The 18,172-nt window shown below is 58.6% G+C and carries 19 protein-coding genes; 7 read left to right on the top strand and 12 right to left on the bottom strand.

What is annotated here, in order from left to right:
• Positions 1–38 precede the first annotated feature (38 nt).
• The gene (locus JNX03_RS13840) at positions 39–461 is read right to left on the bottom strand and encodes a hypothetical protein (RefSeq protein ID WP_203209605.1); all 423 of its coding nucleotides are present in this window, start codon (positions 459–461) and stop codon (positions 39–41) included.
• 258 nt (positions 462–719) lie between these two features.
• Between JNX03_RS13840 and JNX03_RS13835 the strand changes: the two genes are divergently transcribed.
• Genes JNX03_RS13835 through JNX03_RS13810 form a run of 6 tightly spaced genes read left to right on the top strand, consistent with a single transcriptional unit; the run spans position 720 to position 6,373 of the window.
• A complete protein-coding gene (locus JNX03_RS13835; protein WP_203209604.1) occupies positions 720–1,667 on the top strand; it encodes an ABC transporter permease in 948 nt (315 codons plus the stop codon).
• Positions 1,664–2,479 carry an ABC transporter permease gene (locus JNX03_RS13830; RefSeq protein ID WP_203209603.1) on the top strand — a complete coding sequence of 272 codons (816 nt, stop codon included), beginning with the start codon at positions 1,664–1,666 and terminating at the stop codon, positions 2,477–2,479. Before JNX03_RS13835 ends, JNX03_RS13830 begins: the two co-directional genes overlap by 4 nt.
• Positions 2,476–4,077 (top strand): ABC transporter ATP-binding protein, encoded by a 1,602-nt coding sequence (locus JNX03_RS13825; protein ID WP_203209602.1) that lies wholly within the window; start codon positions 2,476–2,478, stop codon positions 4,075–4,077. The genes JNX03_RS13830 and JNX03_RS13825 overlap by 4 nt, the downstream gene beginning before the upstream one ends.
• The gene (locus tag JNX03_RS13820) at positions 4,074–4,541 is read left to right on the top strand and encodes a GNAT family N-acetyltransferase (RefSeq protein WP_203209601.1); all 468 of its coding nucleotides are present in this window, start codon (positions 4,074–4,076) and stop codon (positions 4,539–4,541) included. Before JNX03_RS13825 ends, JNX03_RS13820 begins: the two co-directional genes overlap by 4 nt.
• Before the next feature lie 37 nt (positions 4,542–4,578).
• Positions 4,579–5,571: a P1 family peptidase gene (locus JNX03_RS13815; RefSeq protein WP_203209600.1), complete on the top strand. Its 993-nt coding sequence runs from the start codon at positions 4,579–4,581 to the stop codon at positions 5,569–5,571.
• Positions 5,564–6,373, top strand: coding sequence for an alpha/beta fold hydrolase (locus JNX03_RS13810; protein WP_203209599.1), 810 nt, complete (start codon positions 5,564–5,566; stop codon positions 6,371–6,373). Before JNX03_RS13815 ends, JNX03_RS13810 begins: the two co-directional genes overlap by 8 nt.
• Here JNX03_RS13810 and maiA read toward each other — a convergent pair.
• From maiA to JNX03_RS13785, 5 genes are all read right to left on the bottom strand, one after another.
• Positions 6,355–7,002, bottom strand: coding sequence for a maleylacetoacetate isomerase (maiA, locus tag JNX03_RS13805; protein ID WP_203209598.1), 648 nt, complete (start codon positions 7,000–7,002; stop codon positions 6,355–6,357). The genes JNX03_RS13810 and maiA overlap by 19 nt on opposite strands.
• A complete protein-coding gene (locus JNX03_RS13800) occupies positions 6,999–7,691 on the bottom strand; it encodes a fumarylacetoacetate hydrolase family protein (RefSeq protein ID WP_203209597.1) in 693 nt (230 codons plus the stop codon). Before JNX03_RS13800 ends, maiA begins: the two co-directional genes overlap by 4 nt.
• An 82-nt stretch (positions 7,692–7,773) precedes the next feature.
• Positions 7,774–8,163 carry a Cu(I)-responsive transcriptional regulator gene (cueR, locus tag JNX03_RS13795; protein ID WP_203209596.1) on the bottom strand — a complete coding sequence of 130 codons (390 nt, stop codon included), beginning with the start codon at positions 8,161–8,163 and terminating at the stop codon, positions 7,774–7,776.
• Positions 8,160–10,613: a heavy metal translocating P-type ATPase gene (locus JNX03_RS13790; protein WP_203209595.1), complete on the bottom strand. Its 2,454-nt coding sequence runs from the start codon at positions 10,611–10,613 to the stop codon at positions 8,160–8,162. Before JNX03_RS13790 ends, cueR begins: the two co-directional genes overlap by 4 nt.
• A 76-nt stretch (positions 10,614–10,689) precedes the next feature.
• A complete protein-coding gene (locus JNX03_RS13785) occupies positions 10,690–11,715 on the bottom strand; it encodes a pyridoxal-phosphate dependent enzyme (RefSeq protein ID WP_203209594.1) in 1,026 nt (341 codons plus the stop codon).
• Between the two features lie 202 nt (positions 11,716–11,917).
• Here JNX03_RS13785 and JNX03_RS13780 point away from each other — a divergent pair, with 202 nt between their 5' ends.
• On the top strand, positions 11,918–13,372 hold the full coding sequence (locus JNX03_RS13780; protein WP_203209593.1) for a mannose-1-phosphate guanylyltransferase/mannose-6-phosphate isomerase: 1,455 nt from the start codon (positions 11,918–11,920) through the stop codon (positions 13,370–13,372).
• 74 nt (positions 13,373–13,446) lie between these two features.
• Here the strand turns inward: JNX03_RS13780 and rfbA are convergent, their stop codons facing one another.
• The 6 genes from rfbA to JNX03_RS13750 all read right to left on the bottom strand — a co-directional run bounded on the left by rfbA (position 13,447) and on the right by JNX03_RS13750 (position 18,008).
• Entirely contained in the window at positions 13,447–14,319 is an 873-nt protein-coding gene (gene rfbA, locus JNX03_RS13775; RefSeq protein WP_203209592.1) for a glucose-1-phosphate thymidylyltransferase RfbA, read from the bottom strand.
• On the bottom strand, positions 14,316–15,167 hold the full coding sequence (rfbD, locus tag JNX03_RS13770; RefSeq protein ID WP_203209591.1) for a dTDP-4-dehydrorhamnose reductase: 852 nt from the start codon (positions 15,165–15,167) through the stop codon (positions 14,316–14,318). The genes rfbA and rfbD overlap by 4 nt, the downstream gene beginning before the upstream one ends.
• Positions 15,168–15,173: 6 nt before the next feature.
• Complete coding sequence (gene rfbB, locus JNX03_RS13765) at positions 15,174–16,214, bottom strand: dTDP-glucose 4,6-dehydratase (RefSeq protein WP_203209590.1); 1,041 nt, start codon at positions 16,212–16,214, stop codon at positions 15,174–15,176.
• Positions 16,211–16,780, bottom strand: a complete 570-nt coding sequence (rfbC, locus tag JNX03_RS13760; protein ID WP_203209589.1) for a dTDP-4-dehydrorhamnose 3,5-epimerase — start codon at positions 16,778–16,780, stop codon at positions 16,211–16,213. The genes rfbB and rfbC overlap by 4 nt, the downstream gene beginning before the upstream one ends.
• Positions 16,781–16,864: 84 nt before the next feature.
• Complete coding sequence (locus JNX03_RS13755) at positions 16,865–17,014, bottom strand: hypothetical protein (RefSeq protein ID WP_203209588.1); 150 nt, start codon at positions 17,012–17,014, stop codon at positions 16,865–16,867.
• Position 17,015: 1 nt separating this feature from the next.
• Positions 17,016–18,008, bottom strand: a complete 993-nt coding sequence (locus tag JNX03_RS13750) for a DUF2793 domain-containing protein (protein WP_203209587.1) — start codon at positions 18,006–18,008, stop codon at positions 17,016–17,018.
• Between the last annotated feature and the right edge of the window lie 164 nt (positions 18,009–18,172).

Below are 18,172 nucleotides of genomic sequence, written 5' to 3'. Positions count from 1 at the left end.
CCCGAAGGATGCCCCAATTTGTTCAACTGTCCGTTGATTTAGCGTGTGCCGGCAGAGCCGATGGCCGCTTCGGACACCATAGCGTCAAGGTTGGTGTCGCAGGTCCGTTCGAACAGTGCCATGTCGTCATCGCTGATGGTGTTTTCATCCGCTGTCAAAGACGATTCGTTCGCTGTCGCTTCTGCGCCTGTGGCATTGCCGTTATCGCTGTCTGTCGCTTCTGCAGCTGTCACACCGTCGCCATCGTCAGTTGCAGTGGCGCTGTCTTCCATGCTTTCACCGTCGTCGCCTGTTGCGATCTCGGCCAGTGCCATTTGGGCAACTTTCATGCGGTCCTCATCACCGAGCTCTTTCCATTCGGCACATGTCATGGATGTGCTCATATGGCCGTCTGCGAATGCAGGTGCGGACACGGTGCCCATGAGGGCGGCGATGGCAAGGGTTTTTACAGTCGTGTTCATTGTTACTCTCCAAAACTCATTAACGTCACCAAACCAACCAGCCGGCTTACATTTGGTTCCTAAAGAAGATGAAGCCTTTTATCCTAATACCCTCAAGCCGTTGTAAAATATGGCATATATCAGTCATCACGAAAACGGCATCTGCTTGGGAGGCCTGACCAACCGCTATATCAAGGCGTCAATTCACTGCGATTTCGTCAGGGCATCGCCGCCAAAGCCCTCTGGACCCGCCCCGCTCCTGCGCCTAACCTTCCCGTAATGCTACGTTATACGATCAAACGCCTGATTTCGCTGTTTATCAGCCTTGCTGTGGCGTCGATTGTGATCTTTGCCGTGATAGAGATCGCGCCGGGTGATCCGGCCTCCTTTATGCTGGGAATGAACGCACAACCTGAAACGCTGGCTGCTTTGCGCGCTGAACTGGGCCTCGATGTGCCCAAGGTGCAGCGCTACCTGACCTGGGTGGGCGGGATGCTCAGCGGTGATTTTGGCACCTCCTATACCTACCGCACCCCTGTGATGGATATGATCTCTGACCGGTTGTGGGTGTCCTTGCCACTGGCCCTTTACGCTTTGGTTCTCAGTACCGTTTTGGCCTTTCCTGCCGGAATTTACGCGGCTTCCCGCCGGGGCCAGGCGGGCGATATCGGTGTGATGGGGGCAACCCAGCTGGGCGTGGCGGTGCCAAACTTCTGGTTTGCCATGATGCTGGTGCTGATCTTTGCGATCAACCTGCGTTGGTTTGCGGCGGGTGGTTTCGTTGGGTGGGACAAAGGGCTTTGGGCCGGTCTGCATGCCCTAACCTTGCCCGCGATCGCCCTCGCCCTGCCGCAGGCCGCCATTCTTGCCCGTGTCATGCGGTCATCGCTGCTGGATGTGCTGGGCGAAGATTTCATGCGCACTGCACGGGCCAAGGGCCTGACAGCGCGGCAAGCCCTGTGGCGGCACGGGCTGCGCAATGCGTTGATTCCGGTGCTGACCATCATCGGGTTACAGTTTTCCTTCCTGCTGGCCGGATCGATCATCATTGAACAGGTGTTCTATCTGCCCGGTCTCGGGCGGCTGGTGTTTCAGTCTATTTCCGCCCGCGATCTGATCGTGGTTGAATCGGTGGTGATGCTCTTGGTCTTCTCTGTCATCACCGTCAATTTCCTAGTTGATCTGGCCTACGCCGCTGTTGATCCCCGGCTGAGGTCGCGCACATGATCCGCAATCTGATCATCGGCGGCGTGCTGTCTGCGGTGTTTGTCTGCGCCGCATTGATCAGCTTTGTCTGGACCCCTTATGACCACGCCGCCCTGGACATCGCCAACAAGCTGAAGACGCCCAATGCGCTACACCTGCTGGGAACTGACCATTTTGGCCGCGATATTCTAAGCATGATCATGGTTGGCGCACGCACCTCGATTGCGGTGGCGCTGGTGGCTGTTGGCATCGGGATGGGCCTTGGCGTGCCGCTGGGCCTTTGGGCGGCAGCACGGCAAGGCACATGGCTGGATGAATTGATCATGCGCGGCAATGATCTGGTGTTTGCCTTTCCCAGTCTTGTGATTGCCATTCTGATCACCGCGATCTTTGGTGCAGGCGCGATCAATGCCATCATTGCCATTGGCATTTTTAACATCCCCGTATTTGCCCGGATCACCCGCGGCGCAGCGCTGTCGCTGTGGCAGCGGGAATTTATTCTTGCGGCACGGGTTGCAGGAAAATCCGCGGCACGGATCTCTGTTGAACATATCTTGCCCAATGTGACCAATCTTCTGATTGTGCAGGGCACGATCCAGTTTTCGCTGGGCATTCTGGCCGAGGCGGGCCTGAGCTATGTCGGCCTAGGTGCACAGCCTCCAACACCGTCATGGGGGCGGATGCTTGCTGATGCGCAGACCTTGGTCAGCATTGCACCGCATATGGCGCTGGTGCCGGGTTTCGCGATCATCCTGACAGTGCTGGGGCTGAACCTGATGGGCGACGGGTTGCGCGATTATCTGGACCCCAGGCTGCGGGTGGCTCGAGTATGAACCTGCTTGAGATCACCAATCTGTCCCTGTCCATTCACGCGCTCAAAATCCTGCGTGACGTGACCCTGTCGGTTGCACCCGGCGAAATTGTTGCCGTCACGGGAGAGAGCGGATCAGGCAAATCCCTGACCGCGCTGGCCACTATGCAATTGCTGCCCAAGGGCACCGAGCTCAGCGGTCACATCATGCTGGGCGATCAGGATTTGACAGAGCTGACTGAAGCGGAATTGTGCGGCATTCGCGGCAATGACATTGGCATGGTGTTTCAGGAACCGATGACCGCACTCAACCCCGTGCAGACCATAGGCGCACAGGTGGCCGAGACCATTCGCGTGCACCACAGCGAAGTACCCCGGCAAGAGGCAGAATCCCGCGCCGCCGAAACCCTGTCCCGTGTCGGTCTGCCCCAGGACCGTTTTCCCCTGTCGCGCTATCCTCATGAGCTGAGCGGGGGTCAGCGTCAGCGGGTTGTGATCGCCATGGCCATCGCTCTGCGCCCGCGTTTGCTGATCGCGGACGAGCCGACAACCGCCTTGGATGTGACCACGCAGGCGCAGATATTGGCGCTGCTGAAAAAACTGGCCCAAGAAGACGGCATGGGCCTGCTGATGATCACCCATGATCTGGCTGTGGTGGCCGATATGGCCGACCGGATCATCGTCATGCGTCACGGCGAAGTGGTGGAACAGGGCGAGACTCAGGCGCTTTTGCAAAACATGCGCCATCCCTACACAAAGATGTTGTTTGAAGCGTCCAGCCATCGCGTTTCACTGCCCGAACCGCCACCGCCAAAACCATTGCTTGAGGTGCGCAATGTGATCCGCGACTACCGTCTTCCGCGCACCAGCCTGTTCGGGCATCCGGGATATTTTCGGGCGGTGAACGATGTGTCTTTCACCATTCAACGCGGTGAAAGACTGGGCCTTGTTGGGGAATCGGGCTGCGGCAAGTCTACGTTGACCCGCGCCCTGCTGGGGCTCGAGCAGGTACAGGGTGGCAGCATCACCTTGAACGGTGCACCCGTTTTCAGTGGCACGCGGCCCAATCTGGACGTGCGCCGCCAGATGCAGGTGGTGTTTCAAGATCCATTCGGCAGTTTCAATCCACGGCACCGGGTTGACCGTTTGATCACCGAACCATTTCATTTGCTGCCTGATCCACCGCAGGGCGCGTCGCGCACCCGTGCGATTGACGAAGCCCTGACCGCGGTCGGCCTGACCCCCAAAGACGCCAGCAAGTACATCCATGAGTTTTCCGGCGGTCAACGGCAGCGCATCGCCATCGCCCGCGCCCTGATCATCCGGCCCGAGCTGATCTTGTTTGACGAGGCGGTAAGCGCCTTGGACGTTTCTGTACGGGCGCAAATCCTGGACCTGCTGGCCGATCTCTGCGGCGCTTATGATCTGACCTATTTGTTCATCTCTCACGATCTGTCGGTGGTTCGCACCGTTACGGACCGGGTGTTGGTGATGAAATCGGGCGAGATTGTCGAACAGGGCCAGACCGAAGCGGTGTTTGAACGTCCGGCGCATCCCTATACGCAATCGCTGATTGCTGCCGCGCCGGTCTTGCCCGAGATCGAGCAGGCCCGCGCATGACCGACCGTATCAGCATCGCACCGGTGCCAGAACAGAACCGAGGTGTCATCGACGCCATGTCAGAAGCCTATTTCCGAGAGCTTTTGCCAGAAGGGCCGGTCTATTTTCCAAACGCGCTGGACCGTTACTGGATCGAGCCAGGCCGGCATCCTTACGTGATCGAACTCAATGGCGCGCCAGTCGGTTTCGCCCTTGTGTGGAACCATAAGGATGGTTGCCATGAATTGACGGAGTTCACCATTCAACCCGCCTTTCGCAATCGCGGGATCGGGACAGAGGCCGCAACACTGATCTTTCAAGCGCTGGGCGGTGATTGGGTCTTGGGTGTCGCTGAGAATGCACCCAATGGCATGGCTTTCTGGCGGCAATGCCTCGAAAGCTGTGACGCGGTTTTCGAGATCACAGAAGGCCCACCACGCACCGCAAACCAATGCGGCAGCTATGCATTTCGGGTCGGGCGATGACCTTGCGCCCTTTCCTTCAAAACCAAAGGACATTTCCATGAAACCCGGTCCCAAGAACCTGATCACCGATGTTGCCGGTCTCTTGGTTGGCAACGCGCAGGACGATGTCCTGAAATCCGGTACAACGGTTGTCACAGCCGCCAATCCCTTTGTGGCCTCTGTGCATGTGATGGGCGGCGCACCCGGATCACGGGAAACGGATCTGCTGGCCCCAGACAAATCCGTGACAGAGGTTGAGGCGCTGGTGCTTTCGGGCGGGTCGGCCTACGGGCTTGATGCCTGTTCCGGTGTGGTTGACGGGTTGAGGGCACAGGGGCGCGGGTTTCAGGTGCGCGGCGCGGTGATCCCGCTTGTGCCGGGGGCGATCTTGTTTGATCTGCTCAATGGCGGTGAAAAAGACTGGACCGAGAACCCCTACCGCGCCCTTGGCCGCGCGGCGTTTGAAGATGCCTCGGCTGATTTTATGCTGGGCAGTTTTGGCGCAGGCACGGGCGCATTGACGGCGATGGTCAAAGGCGGGCTCGGATCGGCTTCGTTGGTTTTGCCAGATGGCAGCACAGTCGGGGCGCTCGTTGCGGCCAACCCTGTTGGCGCGGTGACCACACCCGGCGACAAACACTTTTTCGCGGCACCATTTGAGATCGAGGATGAATTTGGTGGCCAAGGCGTTGATCCCGCGACTGGTCTGGGTCTGCAATTGGACAGCCGCAAGATGCAGGCCATGTCACCACGTGAGAACACCACCATCGCCATCATTGCAACCGATGCCCCCCTGACCAAGGCACAATGCCAGCGGGTCGCCGTCGCTGCCCACGATGGAATTGCCCGCGCGACCGTTCCGGCCCATACGCCCCATGACGGCGATCTGGTCTTTGCCCTGAGCACTGGCACCGGCCCTGCGGTGCCTGACACCACGTTGATTGGCCATGCCGCTGCGCAATGCCTGGCCCGTGCCATTGCCCGCGCCGCCTATGAAGCGGCGCCCGCCGATGGCGATCTTTTGCCCTGTTGGAGTACACTCAATGCCTGATTTGGCCCTCGATGATATCACCCTGCACTATGAAATCGATGGCAGCGGTCCTCCGATCTTGCTGCTGGCCGGGATGATGGGCGACAATGCCAGCTGGGGCGCTCTGCTCCGGCTTTTGACACCGCATTTTACGGTCATTCGCCCCGACAACCGCACCACTGGCCAGACCACCCCTTGGGATGCCCCGGTGAGCGTAGGACAAATGGCCGAAGATGCCGCCGCGCTGATGCGGCATTTGGGTCATGAGCGTTATCACGTCACCGGGCATTCGATGGGCGGACTGATGGCGATGGAATTGTCCGGCCTCGTGGGCGATGCAATGGCCTCGCTGACCATACTGGCCTCTGCGCCCGTTCGGATACCGCGCACGATGCATGTCTTTGATACCTTGCTGGCCATTCGCCGCGCCGAGGGGGGCGAAACCCATTGGCTCAATGCCCTTTACCCTTGGGCGTTCCGGCCTGCGTTTTTTGAAAACCCGCAAAATGCCAAAATGGCGGTCGAGGCGGCGCTGGCCTATCCCCATGCCCAGACCGTCGATGCCATGGCGCATCAGATCGAAGCCTTACGCAACTTCCGCCCGCGTACCCGCGCAGGGGACATCAAAACACCAACACAGGTGATTTTTGCCGCCGAGGATCTGATGATCCCCGAGGCGGAAGGGCGCCAAGCCTTCGCCGCCATCGAGGGGGTTTCACAGATCACCCTGCCCGATGCAGGCCATTCCATCCATTGGGACGCGCCGGAAGCCGTGGCAGAGCGGGTCATTGCCCATGCGCAGGCTCACACCGCGTCAGGCTGATTGGCAGGCGCAGCTTGCGCCAAGGCTGGCACCTCCATGCAGGCCTCATGGATGCGCCTGATCGTCGGGTAGGGCTTCATATCGACCTCAAACCGCGCGTTGTTAAGGACTTGAGCGTAGAGGCACAGATCGGCCAGACCAACCGTGTCACCATGGCAGAACGTGCCGGTCTCCGGTTCTGCCGCCAGCCGTGTTTCAAGCGCCTGCATGCCCGCGCTCGCCCATTTGCGAAACCACGCCGCCTTGCCCGTTGCATCCACGCCAAATTCGGCTTCGAGATGTTTGAGAATACGCAGATTGTTCACTGGATGAATGTCCAATGCGACGATCTGAGCTAGGCTGCGCACCCGCGCCCGCGCCCAAGGATCAGATGGCAGCAACGGCGGTTCTGGATATACCTCCTCCAGCCATTCCAAAATTGCCAAGGATTGCGGCAATGCCCCCTCCGGCGTGACCAATGTGGGCACCAAACCTGACGGATTTAGCGCCAGATGTTCGGGACTGGCTTGTTCTCCCTTGAGCAGGGACAGCGGAATATAATCATAGCTCAGCCCCTTGAGATTCAGCGCCGCCCGTACCCGCACAGAGGTCGAGGACCGGAAGTAATTGTGCAATGCCAGATCCGTCATGCGCGATCTCCGATCTTGACTTCGAGGGTTCCGATGCCATCCACACCGCCGGTGATCACATCGCCGGGGGCAACCGGGCCAACGCCCGCCGGGGTGCCTGTCATGATCAGATCACCGGGGGCCAGTGTCATCGCCCGCGACAGGATCGCAACGGTTTCGCGCACCGACCAGATCAGATCGGACAAATCCGCATCCTGCCGGATCTCACCGTTCACGGACAGCCATATGCGCCCGGTTTCAACACTTGGGACATCCGCGATAGGCTTGATCGCAGAAATCGGCGCGGAGTTGTCAAAGGCTTTGCCCCAATCCCACGGGCGGCCCATCTTTTTCGCTTCGCCCTGTAGGTCGCGGCGGGTCATATCAAGGCCAACGGCTGCGCCCCAAACATGGGTCATCACATCCGCCTCGGCAATGTCAGATCCGCCTTTGCCCAGCGCAATCACCAGCTCAATCTCGTGGTGCAAATCCTCGGTCAATTTTGGGTATGGCAGGGTGAAGGGTGTGTCGACTGCGGCATCGGTTGGTTTCGTGAAAAAGAACGGCGCTTCCCGCGTTGGATCTTTGCCCATCTCGCGGGCATGTGCCTCATAATTCCGGCCCACACAGAAAATCCGCCGCACCGGAAACCGGTCATCGGTGCTTTGCACCGCGAGGCTGGCCTGTTTCGGCGGGTTGATCACATACATCGGCTGTTCCTTTCGCAAACCCTGCGAGATGCAGGCCGCGCCACCTAAACGCAGGTCGCATAAAACCTCAATGCCGGGCGGCTCAGGTTGGGGCGGCCAGATCCTGTAGAATGGGGCAATCGGGGCGATGATCCCCCGCGCAGGCTTCTACCAGATGCCCAAGGGTGTCACGCATCGCTGACAGCTCGGCCAGTTTGCGATCGATCTCTTTGAGGTGTTCTTTGGCGATCTGTTTCACATCTGCGCTGGCGCGGCCCTTGTCGTCGTAGAGGGCAAGCAGACTGCGACAGCTTTCCACCGGAAAACCCAGCGATCTGGCGCGGGCCAGAAACGCAAGCTTGTGCTGGTCCGTGTCACTGAACACACGGTATCCGTTGCTTTGCCGTTTGGGGCTGACCAATCCGATATCTTCGTAATAGCGGATGGTTTTTACAGGCAGACCCGTGGCGGCCCCAACCTCTTTGATGTTCATGTGACCCCTCCTGCACGTCTGAGCCGCAGTGCATTTGTCAGCACAAAGACCGATGAAAACGCCATCGCCCCTGCCGCCATCGCCGGCGACAAAAGCATTCCGAACGCAGGGTATAGCAGACCCGCGGCAACCGGAATCAACAAGATGTTATAGCCAAAAGCCCAAACCAGATTTTGCCGGATATTGCGCAGGGTCAGACGTGAGATGTCAAATGCGGCAACCACTCCGTCAAGCGTGCCGGACATCAACACAACATCCGCCGTTTCAATGGCCACATCGGTGCCGGTTCCGATGGCGATTCCCACATCCGCATGGGCCAGGACCGGCGCATCATTGATCCCATCACCGACAAAAGCCACCTGCCGGTCCGGGCCGCCAAGACCGTCCAGCGCAGTGATTTTGCCCTCTGGCAGTACCTCGGCGATCACCTTGTCGATGCCCAGCGCCCGCGCGACGGCTTGTCCTGTCTGTTCGCCATCCCCAGTAATCATGGCAACCTCGATCCCGCGAGCCTTGAGGGCCGCAATCGCATCACGGCTTTCGGCCTTGATCGGATCGGACACCGCAATCAGCGCCATCGCGCGGCTCTCTTGCGCGGCGAAAAAGACCGTCTTGCCATCCTCGGCCAAGGCTGCCGCCTCGCCTTGGAGTTCGGATATATCTATCCCGGCATCGGCCATCATCGCCGCGTTGCCGATACGGATCAGATCACCAGCAACCCGCGCCGTGACGCCCTGACCGGACAATGCGGCGAAGTCTTCGGTCACGGGGACCGGCACGCCTTCGGCTTGCGCCGCTGATACAACCGCACGGGCGACCGGATGTTCTGACAAAGCCTCCACCGCCGCGATTTGGGACAACACGGCAGCGCGATCAAACCCCGCTGCGATGTCCAAGGCGGTCAGGCTGGGCCGCCCTTCGGTCAGTGTACCGGTCTTGTCGAAGGCAACCACGTCCACCCCACTGAGCGATTGCAGGGCATCCCCTTGCCGAAACAACACGCCAAGCTGTGCCGCCCGCCCTGTGCCGACCATGATCGAGGTGGGTGTGGCGAGCCCCATCGCGCAGGGACAGGCAATAATCAACACCGAAACCCCTGCAACCAGGGCATGTGACACCACCGGTGCGGGCCCAAAGACGAGCCAGACCAACACCGTCAGCAAAGCAATCAGAAGAACAGCAGGGACAAACCACAGCGTCACCCGATCCACAAGCGCCTGGATCGGCAGGCGGGCATTCTGGGCCTGCTGAACCATCCGGATGATCTGCGACAGGGTTGTGTCTTGTCCGGTACGCGTCACCTCGCACGTCAGGCTACCGTTGCCATTGATGGTGCCACCTGTCAGCGGATCACCGGGCGATTTGACCACTGGCATCGGTTCACCGGTGATCATGCTTTCATCCACACTGCCAGTGCCGGATTTCACTTTTGCGTCGATGGCGATCCGCTCTCCGGGGCGGGTGCGGAAAATGTCACCGGGGCGCAGATCCTCGATGGCTGTTTCAACCCAGTCCGCGCCAGATTTGACCATGGCGGTGCGCGGTTGCAAACCAACCAGCTTTTGGATCGCACTGCCGGTCTGGCCCTTGGCGCGCGCCTCAAACCAGCGGCCAAGAAGAATCAGCGCCACAATCACCGCCGCCGCTTCGAAATATACAACTCGGCTGTCCTGCGGCAGCAAAGCGGGCAGAAACAGCGCCACGGTCGAATAGCTCCAAGCCGCGCCAGCGCCCAGCGCGACGAGGCTGTCCATGTTGGGCGCCCGGCGCAACAAGGCCCGCCCGCCCTTCAAAAAGAACGCCCGCCCCGGACCAACCAGAACCAGCGACGTGAGGATAAACTGAATGACCCAGCTGGTCTGGTGCCCGATGGTCCGACCGATGAGGTGGTGCAAAGCTGGCACCATATGCCCGCCCATTTCCAGAATGAAAACCGGAAGCGCGAGGCACATCGCAAGGATCATTGCACGTTTATGGGTCTGCGCCTCTTCGGCCTTGGTTGCGGCGCGGTCTGGCATCTGGCCCTGTTCAAGGATTGTTCCGGGATAGCCTGCCTTTTGGGACGCAGTGATCAGTTCGGCTGTGCTGACAATGCCAGGGACATAGCGCACCAATGCTGTTTCGTCGGCCAGATTGACCTGCGCCTCGACCACACCCGGAACAGCTTTCAACGCGCGGTCCAACCGTCCAACGCAAGAGGCACAGGACATGCCAGTGATCGCCAAGGTAACGGTCTGGTCAGCAGCCGGATATCCGGCGGCACCCAAAGCCGCGATCGCGTCTGCTTTGACCCGGTCATCACGGGCCGAAAAATGGGCAGTTTCGTCTGCCAAATTGACGGTGACCGCATCAATCCCTTCTACGGATTCAAGCGCGCGCGCCGCGCGGCCGACACAGCCCCCGCAGGACATATTCATCACCGAGATCGAGATTTTTGGCGCCTGCGACATGGCCCTGCTCCTTGACTGACAGCCCAGACATAAGGGTTCCAGTCACTAGAAGGTCAAGAGGCAACTGTTGACGCTCTCAGATTTTCATCAATGCGCCGTAGTGGTCCATTCCGCGCAACAACTGTGCCTGATAGGTCGCTGCATCAATATTGGCACCGCACACCACCACACCAACCCGCTTTGCCTGCAATCTTTTGCGCAATGGCCCAAGCAGCCCTGCCATCGCGGCCCCGGCTGCGGGCTCCACGGCCAGTTTCGCCTCTTGTTGCAGTGCGACCATACCCGCGCAGATCTGATCATCGGTGACGCGCACCATATCATCCACATAGGCCGCACAGAGGGCGTGGCCCAGGGGCAATGCCATGGGCGGGCCAAGGCTGTCCGCGATGGTATCAACCTTGTTCAAGGTCACAGGCCGGCCCGCTGCCAAGGACCGCGACATGCTGTCGGCGCCGGACGGCTCCACGCCAAAAACCATGCAATCGGGCTTGTGCAACTTGACCGCCGCCGCGATGCCGCTGATCAAACCCCCACCGCCCACAGATACGACGACTGCGTCCAGATCGGGCATGTCCGTGATGAGTTCATAGCCGACCCCGGCCGTGCCAAGCGCGGTATTCACCCCTTCGAACGGGTGAATAAAGGTACGGCCCTCTTCTGCAGAAAGGCGTTCTGCTTCTGCGAATGTGGGCGCTCCGGGCGCACGCAGTATCACTTCGGCGCCTTCGGCCTCGGCCCGGGCGATCCGGAAGGGGTTTGCGTTGTCTTGCATCACCACTTTCGCAGATAGGCCCGTCACGCGTGCCGCCCATGCCGCGGCAATGGCATGGTTGCCCGCACTGGCCGCTGTGATCCCCGCCACTTTGTCTGATTCTGGGATTGCCAGAGCATTGGAAAGCGCACCCCGCGCCTTGAAGGTTCCGGTGTGTTGAAAACACTCAAGCTTGAGCGCGACATGGCCGCCGCCCATCAAATGACCGATCAAGCGAGATGAAAGTTCAATCGCCGGAGTGTGGGCAATATGTGCCCGCAGTTGTTCTGTCCGCTGGCGAATACGATCTGCCGTGATCTCGCTGATATCCACGGTGGGGTCTGCTCCCATGTCCTGTCCTTTATGGTTTTGCACCCAAACCGGGCCTTCGCTGGTCTCTTTCACAAACATGGCCGTGCCCAAAAAAACCGGCAAGGCTCTGCTTGTCTTTGCTAATGTCGCTTGAAACTTGGTAAACTGCTAGCCTAACAGGCAATTGATTTATCCGGTTGCCTTGCAACCCAGGCAAGACGGCAGGCAAAAAGGACAACCGATGGCAGCGAACAACATCACCCCTGTTATTCTTTGTGGGGGATCAGGCACCCGGCTTTGGCCCGTTTCACGCAAAAGTTTTCCAAAGCAGTTTATCAATCTGATCGGCGACGGAAGCCTGTTTCAACAATCCAGTGCACGCCTGTCCGGGGCTGGATTCAACGCGCCGCTGATCGTGACCAACTCCGATTTCCGGTTTATCGCGACGCAGCAGCTGGGCGATGCGGGAATTGACCCCGGTGCCGTTCTGATCGAACCGGAGGCCCGCAATACCGCCCCGGCCCTGTTGGCCGCGGCGCTGGTTCTGGCCCAGGACAATCCGCAAGGTCTGATGCTGGCTGCTCCCTCAGATCACTACATCACGCAGGCCGATGCATTTCGCGATAGCATCAAACGTGGCTTGGACGCCGCAAGTGCGGGTCAGATCGTGACCTTTGGCATTGCGCCTGACCGCCCTGAAACCGGCTATGGTTATCTTGAGTTGGGCGAAGTCGGGCAAAATGGGGCTTTGCCGCTCAAACGGTTTGTCGAGAAACCGGAACTGGCCGAAGCAAAACGAATGGTGGCCGATGGTGGCTACCTGTGGAACGCGGGCATTTTCATGTACACCGCACAAACCCTGATTGATGCCTTCGCCGCCCATGCACCGGAGATGATGGCGCATGTCACGGCATCTGTTGAAGCAGCCAAACCAGACCTTGGTTTTCTGCGCCTTGACCCTGATGCATGGGCCAAGTGTGAGGACATTTCCGTCGATTTTGCGATCATGGAGAAGGTCAGCAACCTGTCCGTTGTGGCACATGAGGGCGACTGGTCCGATCTCGGCGGCTGGGGCGCGGTGCATCTGCATGCCAAATCGGATGAAAATGGCGTCGCAACGCAGGGTGCTGCACTGGCAGTAGATTGTGCCAATACGCTGCTGCGGTCGGAAAACGATGCACAGCAACTGGTGGGGCTTGGCCTTGAAAACATCGTTGCCGTTGCAATGCCTGATGCCGTTTTGGTGGCAGACCGGAATTGCGTCGCTGATCTGGGCACCGTGGTCAAGCAAATGCGCAGCGCCAACATACCGCAAGCTGATACCTTCCCCAAGGATCACCGCCCATGGGGGTTCTTTGAATCGCTGATCGTTGGTGAGGGGTTTCAGGTCAAACGGATTGTTGTGACCCCCGGCGCAGCGCTGAGCCTGCAGAGCCACAAACACCGGTCTGAGCATTGGATCGTCGTTGTCGGCACTGCCAAGGTGACGGTTGGCCCGGATATGGACAACCTGGAAGTCAAAATGATCAACGCCAATGAATCAGTTTACATTCCATTGGGTGCGATCCACCGCATGGAGAATCCCGGCGACATTCCGATGGAGCTGATCGAGGTGCAGACAGGTGATTATCTGGGCGAAGATGACATCATCCGATATGAGGATGTCTATGCCCGTGGGCAGGGTGCCAAAGGGTAACACACCTCCGAAATTCGGGTGCATTGGACGCGCTTCCACTGGTGCCAAAGCATATTGTTTGGGGAGACTTGATCTTAATCGGTCAGATTTTTGAGATAGGCACCATATTCGTTTTTCTCGAACATTTCTGCGCGTTTGGCCAGTTCATCATCGCTGATCCAGCCCTGGTCATGTGCGATCTCTTCGAGGCTACCGGTTTGGAGCCCCTGTCGCTGTGTCAGGGTCCGCACAAAGTTCCCCGCATCAAGCAGGCTGGCATGTGTGCCCGTATCAAGCCAGGCATAGCCGCGTCCCATGCGGTTGACCCGCAGTTGGCCCTTCTTGAGATACATTTCCAGCAAGGTGGTGATCTCAAGTTCGCCACGCGCAGAAGGTGTGACCTCTCGCGCCAATCGCGGCGCATCCGCATCCAGGAAATAGAGGCCGGTCACAGCATAATTTGACGGGGGTACATCCGGTTTCTCAATGATCTGGCGGGCGGTGCCGTCTGCATCAAACCCAACCACGCCATAGCGTTCCGGATCCGCAACGTGATAACCAAAAACCGTGCCACCACTATCCTGTGCATCGGCGTCCGCCAGCAATTCGGGCAACCCATGCCCAAAAAAGATGTTGTCCCCAAGCACCATGGCAGAGGGGGCTCCATCCAGAAAATCCTCCGCCAGGATATAGGCCTGCGCCAGACCATCTGGAGATGGCTGCACGATATAGGACAGGGAAATGCCCCATTGGCTGCCATCGCCAAGGCTGCGCTGAAACTGGGCTTGATCCTGTGGTGTGGTGATCATCGCGATTTCGCGGATACCTGCCAGCATCAGAACCGAAATCGGGTAATAAATCATCGGTTTGTCATAGATCGGCAAAAGCTGTTTCGAAATCCCGATGGTGATCGGATAAAGCCGTGTGCCAGATCCACCCGCCAGAATAATGCCTTTGCGTTGTGTCATTTGGATGCTCCGAGATCTTTGAGTATTTGGGTGAGGCTCGCGTGCCACTGCGGGCGTTCAATGCCGAAGGTCTTGTTTGTCGTGCTGCAGTCCAATCGCGAGTTGAGAGGGCGTTTGGCGGGTGTCGGGTAGCCGGATGATGGAATGTCGTGCACTGTGCAATTCAATCCGGCCTCATCAAAAATGGCGCGGGCAAGATCTGCCCAACTGCAATCGGGCGCTCCGGCGAAATGATAGGTGCCGGTCTTGTCTGGGGCATCTATCAATTGCAGGGCAATCCGGTGACAGGCGGCCGCAATATCCGCCGCTGCGGTCGGGCCACCGATCTGATCGGCCACCACATTGAGGCTGTCCCGCTCTGCCCCGAGGCGCAGCATTGTCTTGACGAAGTTTGCCCCATGGGCCGAAACCACCCATGAGGTGCGCAGAATGGCGTGAGTACAGCCCGCATCGCGCACGGCTGTTTCTCCGGCCAGTTTGCTGCGCCCATAAGCGCCCAAAGGCGCGGTTGCATCATCGGGCCGCCACGGTGTCTCGCCATCCCCTGCAAACACATAATCAGTTGAAATGTGCACCAAAGGGATGCCCAAATCGGCACAGGCGCGGGCCATTGCGCCGGGTGCCGTGGCGTTGACCAAGGTTGCTTGTGCCTCGTCTGACTCGGCTGCATCCACCGCAGTATATGCGGCGGCGTTGATCACTGCGGCGGGCTGGTGAAACCGGATCGCTTCGGCGCAAGCCATCGGATCGGTCAAATCCGCCGCATCCCGGCCAAGGCAGAGAGTTTCTGGCAGTTTCGCCAGCTCACGCGCTACTTGCCCGGATTTGCCAAACACAAGGATCGCCATCTCCCGCTAACCCTTATTGCCCAGACGGACGCCCACACCATCACGGCCTTGCAAAGCCCGCCACCAGTCTTCGTTGTCCAGATACCACTGCACAGTCTTTTCCAGCCCTTCGGTCAGTGTCACAGAGGGCCGCCAACCTAATTCATCACGAATGCGCGCCGGATCAATGGCGTAACGCAGATCATGCCCCGCGCGGTCTTCCACAAATGTGATCTGATCGGCATAGCTGCCCGTCTTGGGCCGCTTTTCATCAAGGATCGTGCAGATAGAGCGCACCAGATCAATGTTGCGGGCCTCGTTCTCCCCGCCGATGTTGTAGCTGCGGCCCAACGCGCCTTTTTCCATCACCAGCAAAAGCGCATCTGCGTGGTCTTCGACAAACAGCCAATCGCGCACGTTCTCGCCCCTGCCGTAGACCGGAATGTCTTTGCCCGCCAAGGCGTTCAGGATCACCACAGGCACCAGTTTTTCAGGGAAATGGTAGGGGCCGTAATTGTTGGAACAATTGGTCAAGACAACGGGCAAGCCATATGTCTCATGCCAGGCCCGCACCAGATGGTCGCTTGAGGCCTTCGAGGCCGAGTAAGGCGAGCGCGGATCATAAGGGGTGTCTTCGGTGAACATGCCTGTCGCGCCGAGGCTTCCGAACACTTCATCAGTGGAAATGTGGTGAAACCGGAAATCTTCGGCCTTGCCGGAGCCCGCCCAATAGCTGCGTGCCGCTTCAAGCATGTTGTAGGTGCCGGTGATGTTGGTCTCGATAAAATCACCCGGCCCATCAATGGATCGATCCACATGGGATTCTGCTGCCAAATGCATCACGCACTGCGGCTTATGCGCGGCAAACACCCGATCCAGCGCAGCCCTGTCACGGATATCTACATGTTCGAAGGAATAGAGCGGGTTATCAGACACAGGCGCGAGGTTTTCCAAACAGCCCGCATAGGTCAGCGCATCAAGATTGATCACCTCATGCCCGCGCGAGATCGCCAACCGCACCACTGCCGACCCGATAAACCCTGCACCGCCTGTGACCAGTATCTTCATGTTGCGCCCTCAAAGGTGAAGGGACTGTCAAAGTCTGAAAAACCCTGCGCCTTGCTGTCTTTTTCTGACAGGATCGCGTCGCCGCTCAGCCCCCAGTCAATCGCGATATCAGGGTCATCAAAGCGCACCGCACCGTCACATTCGGGCGCGTAATAATCGCTGCATTTATAGATAATTTCGGTGTCAGGTGCCCTTGTCGCAAATCCATGCAAAAACCCTGCGGGGATCAAAAGCTGCAACCCGTTTTCAGCGGTCAGATCATAACCAACCCATTGCCCATAGGTCGCGCTGCCTTGGCGCACGTCAACCGCAACGTCAAACAATGCCCCGCGTCCGCAACGAACAAGCTTTGCCTGTGCATGTGGCGGCGATTGAAAATGTAGCCCGCGCACTGTGTTCACCGCAGAGGATAGCGAGTGATTGTCCTGCACAAAATCCAGATCAATCCCATGGTCTGCCATCTTGCGGCGGTTCCAGCTTTCGCTAAAAAATCCACGCTCATCGCCAAACCTCGGTGGGCTTAGCAACAGCACGCCGGAAAGTTTGGTCTGGGTCACAAAATCCACGCAATCGCTCCGTCACTTTTGGTCATCATGGGCGTAGCAAGCACCCGACCGAAAGTCACGGAACGATTGAGAAACGCGGTGTTTCTATTCTTGGCTGTCGCTTTCAAGAATCTCTTTGAGAATATCTTCATCGCTCAGATGCGCGGGCACCCTGATCCGTCCGACCCCCGGCAAGACAGTTTCACGGTACGCGATCTCGGAGACGATCTTTTTCTGTTTTGGTCGCTTTGCCATATTACTTTCCCATTGTCGCAAGGGTGAAGAGCCGGTTGCTGCCGACCCGGTTTTCGATAAACATTTTTGGCACGGCACCGGTGGTATCGATGGACAGGCTGATCTCTCCATCCGGGCCGGTTGTTCCGGTCAACGGCCCTGTCAGATAGTTGATGCTGCCTGCCGGATTGGCGAACATTTCCCCAAAGTTGGTCGCGTTCACCAAGGTGCCCGTCACTGCAAACAGGTAAAACCGTGCAGCGATATTGATGCTCAGCCACATCAGGATCCGCGATGGGTTTGACCAGGGGATATCAAAAGACCACGCTGTATCGTCCAGAATGAACACATCCTCGAAAAACTGCTGGCCGCTGTTGATCTGCACGGCGCCAGATGAGCTTTCAATGCTCAACCCTGTGTGAAACGTGCTGCCGTCCGGGCTGACCTTGATCGAGAAATCGTCATTGCCTGCGGTCCCCATTTCCGCACGTCCCGAGAACCCGGTTTGAAACAGCAGACTGGCGGTATCTGCCGCAGAGTCTTTGTTGAGTTTCAACTGATGGCCGCCACCATCATGGGTGAGCAATGTCGCATCCGCCGCGACTGACAGACGATTGGTTGCATTGGCCGTCGTCCCGACCCCGACCATCGGGAGGTTCTGAAAATCCAGCGCTGGAATGGCATCAACCCAGAGCGCCCCATCAAAGCGCAATTGCGTTCCAGTGGTGGCCAAATCTGCGCGCCACCCTGTTCGCGGGGTAAAAAAGACCCATGCCGCATCGGACCAAACCGCGATCGCATGGTCCTGTCCCGCCCATGCCCCCGTCGCGGAGGCACCAACAAGATACCGGTCTCCCTGTGCAGGGCCGGCGGGCGGTGCCGTTAAACCCGCATCAAGCACGGCAAGCTGCGTCACCGCATCCAGAATGCGCAGCGCCTCATTGTGGGTGACGTGTTTTTGCGCCTGCGCCGGTTGGATATAGGGCAGGGACAAAATCGGAGATTGCTCTGACATGGACGCTCCTTCTGGGTTGTCAAAACGTGAATGCAGCGAACCCTGTTGCAGTCCTGTAAACAATTTCTGCGGCGTCGGTCTGTTGGCGCCAATTTGAGGCAACAGCAGGCCTTTAAACTTCGCTGGAAAAACCAAAAGATTGCCACAATCACGGCCCCGCAGAA

It is taken from the genome of Sulfitobacter mediterraneus, from assembly GCF_016801775.1.
Taxonomy (GTDB): domain Bacteria; phylum Pseudomonadota; class Alphaproteobacteria; order Rhodobacterales; family Rhodobacteraceae; genus Sulfitobacter; species Sulfitobacter mediterraneus_A.
The sequence above is the reverse complement of the archived record's forward strand: the minus strand, read 5'-3'. Positions and strand labels throughout refer to the sequence as shown.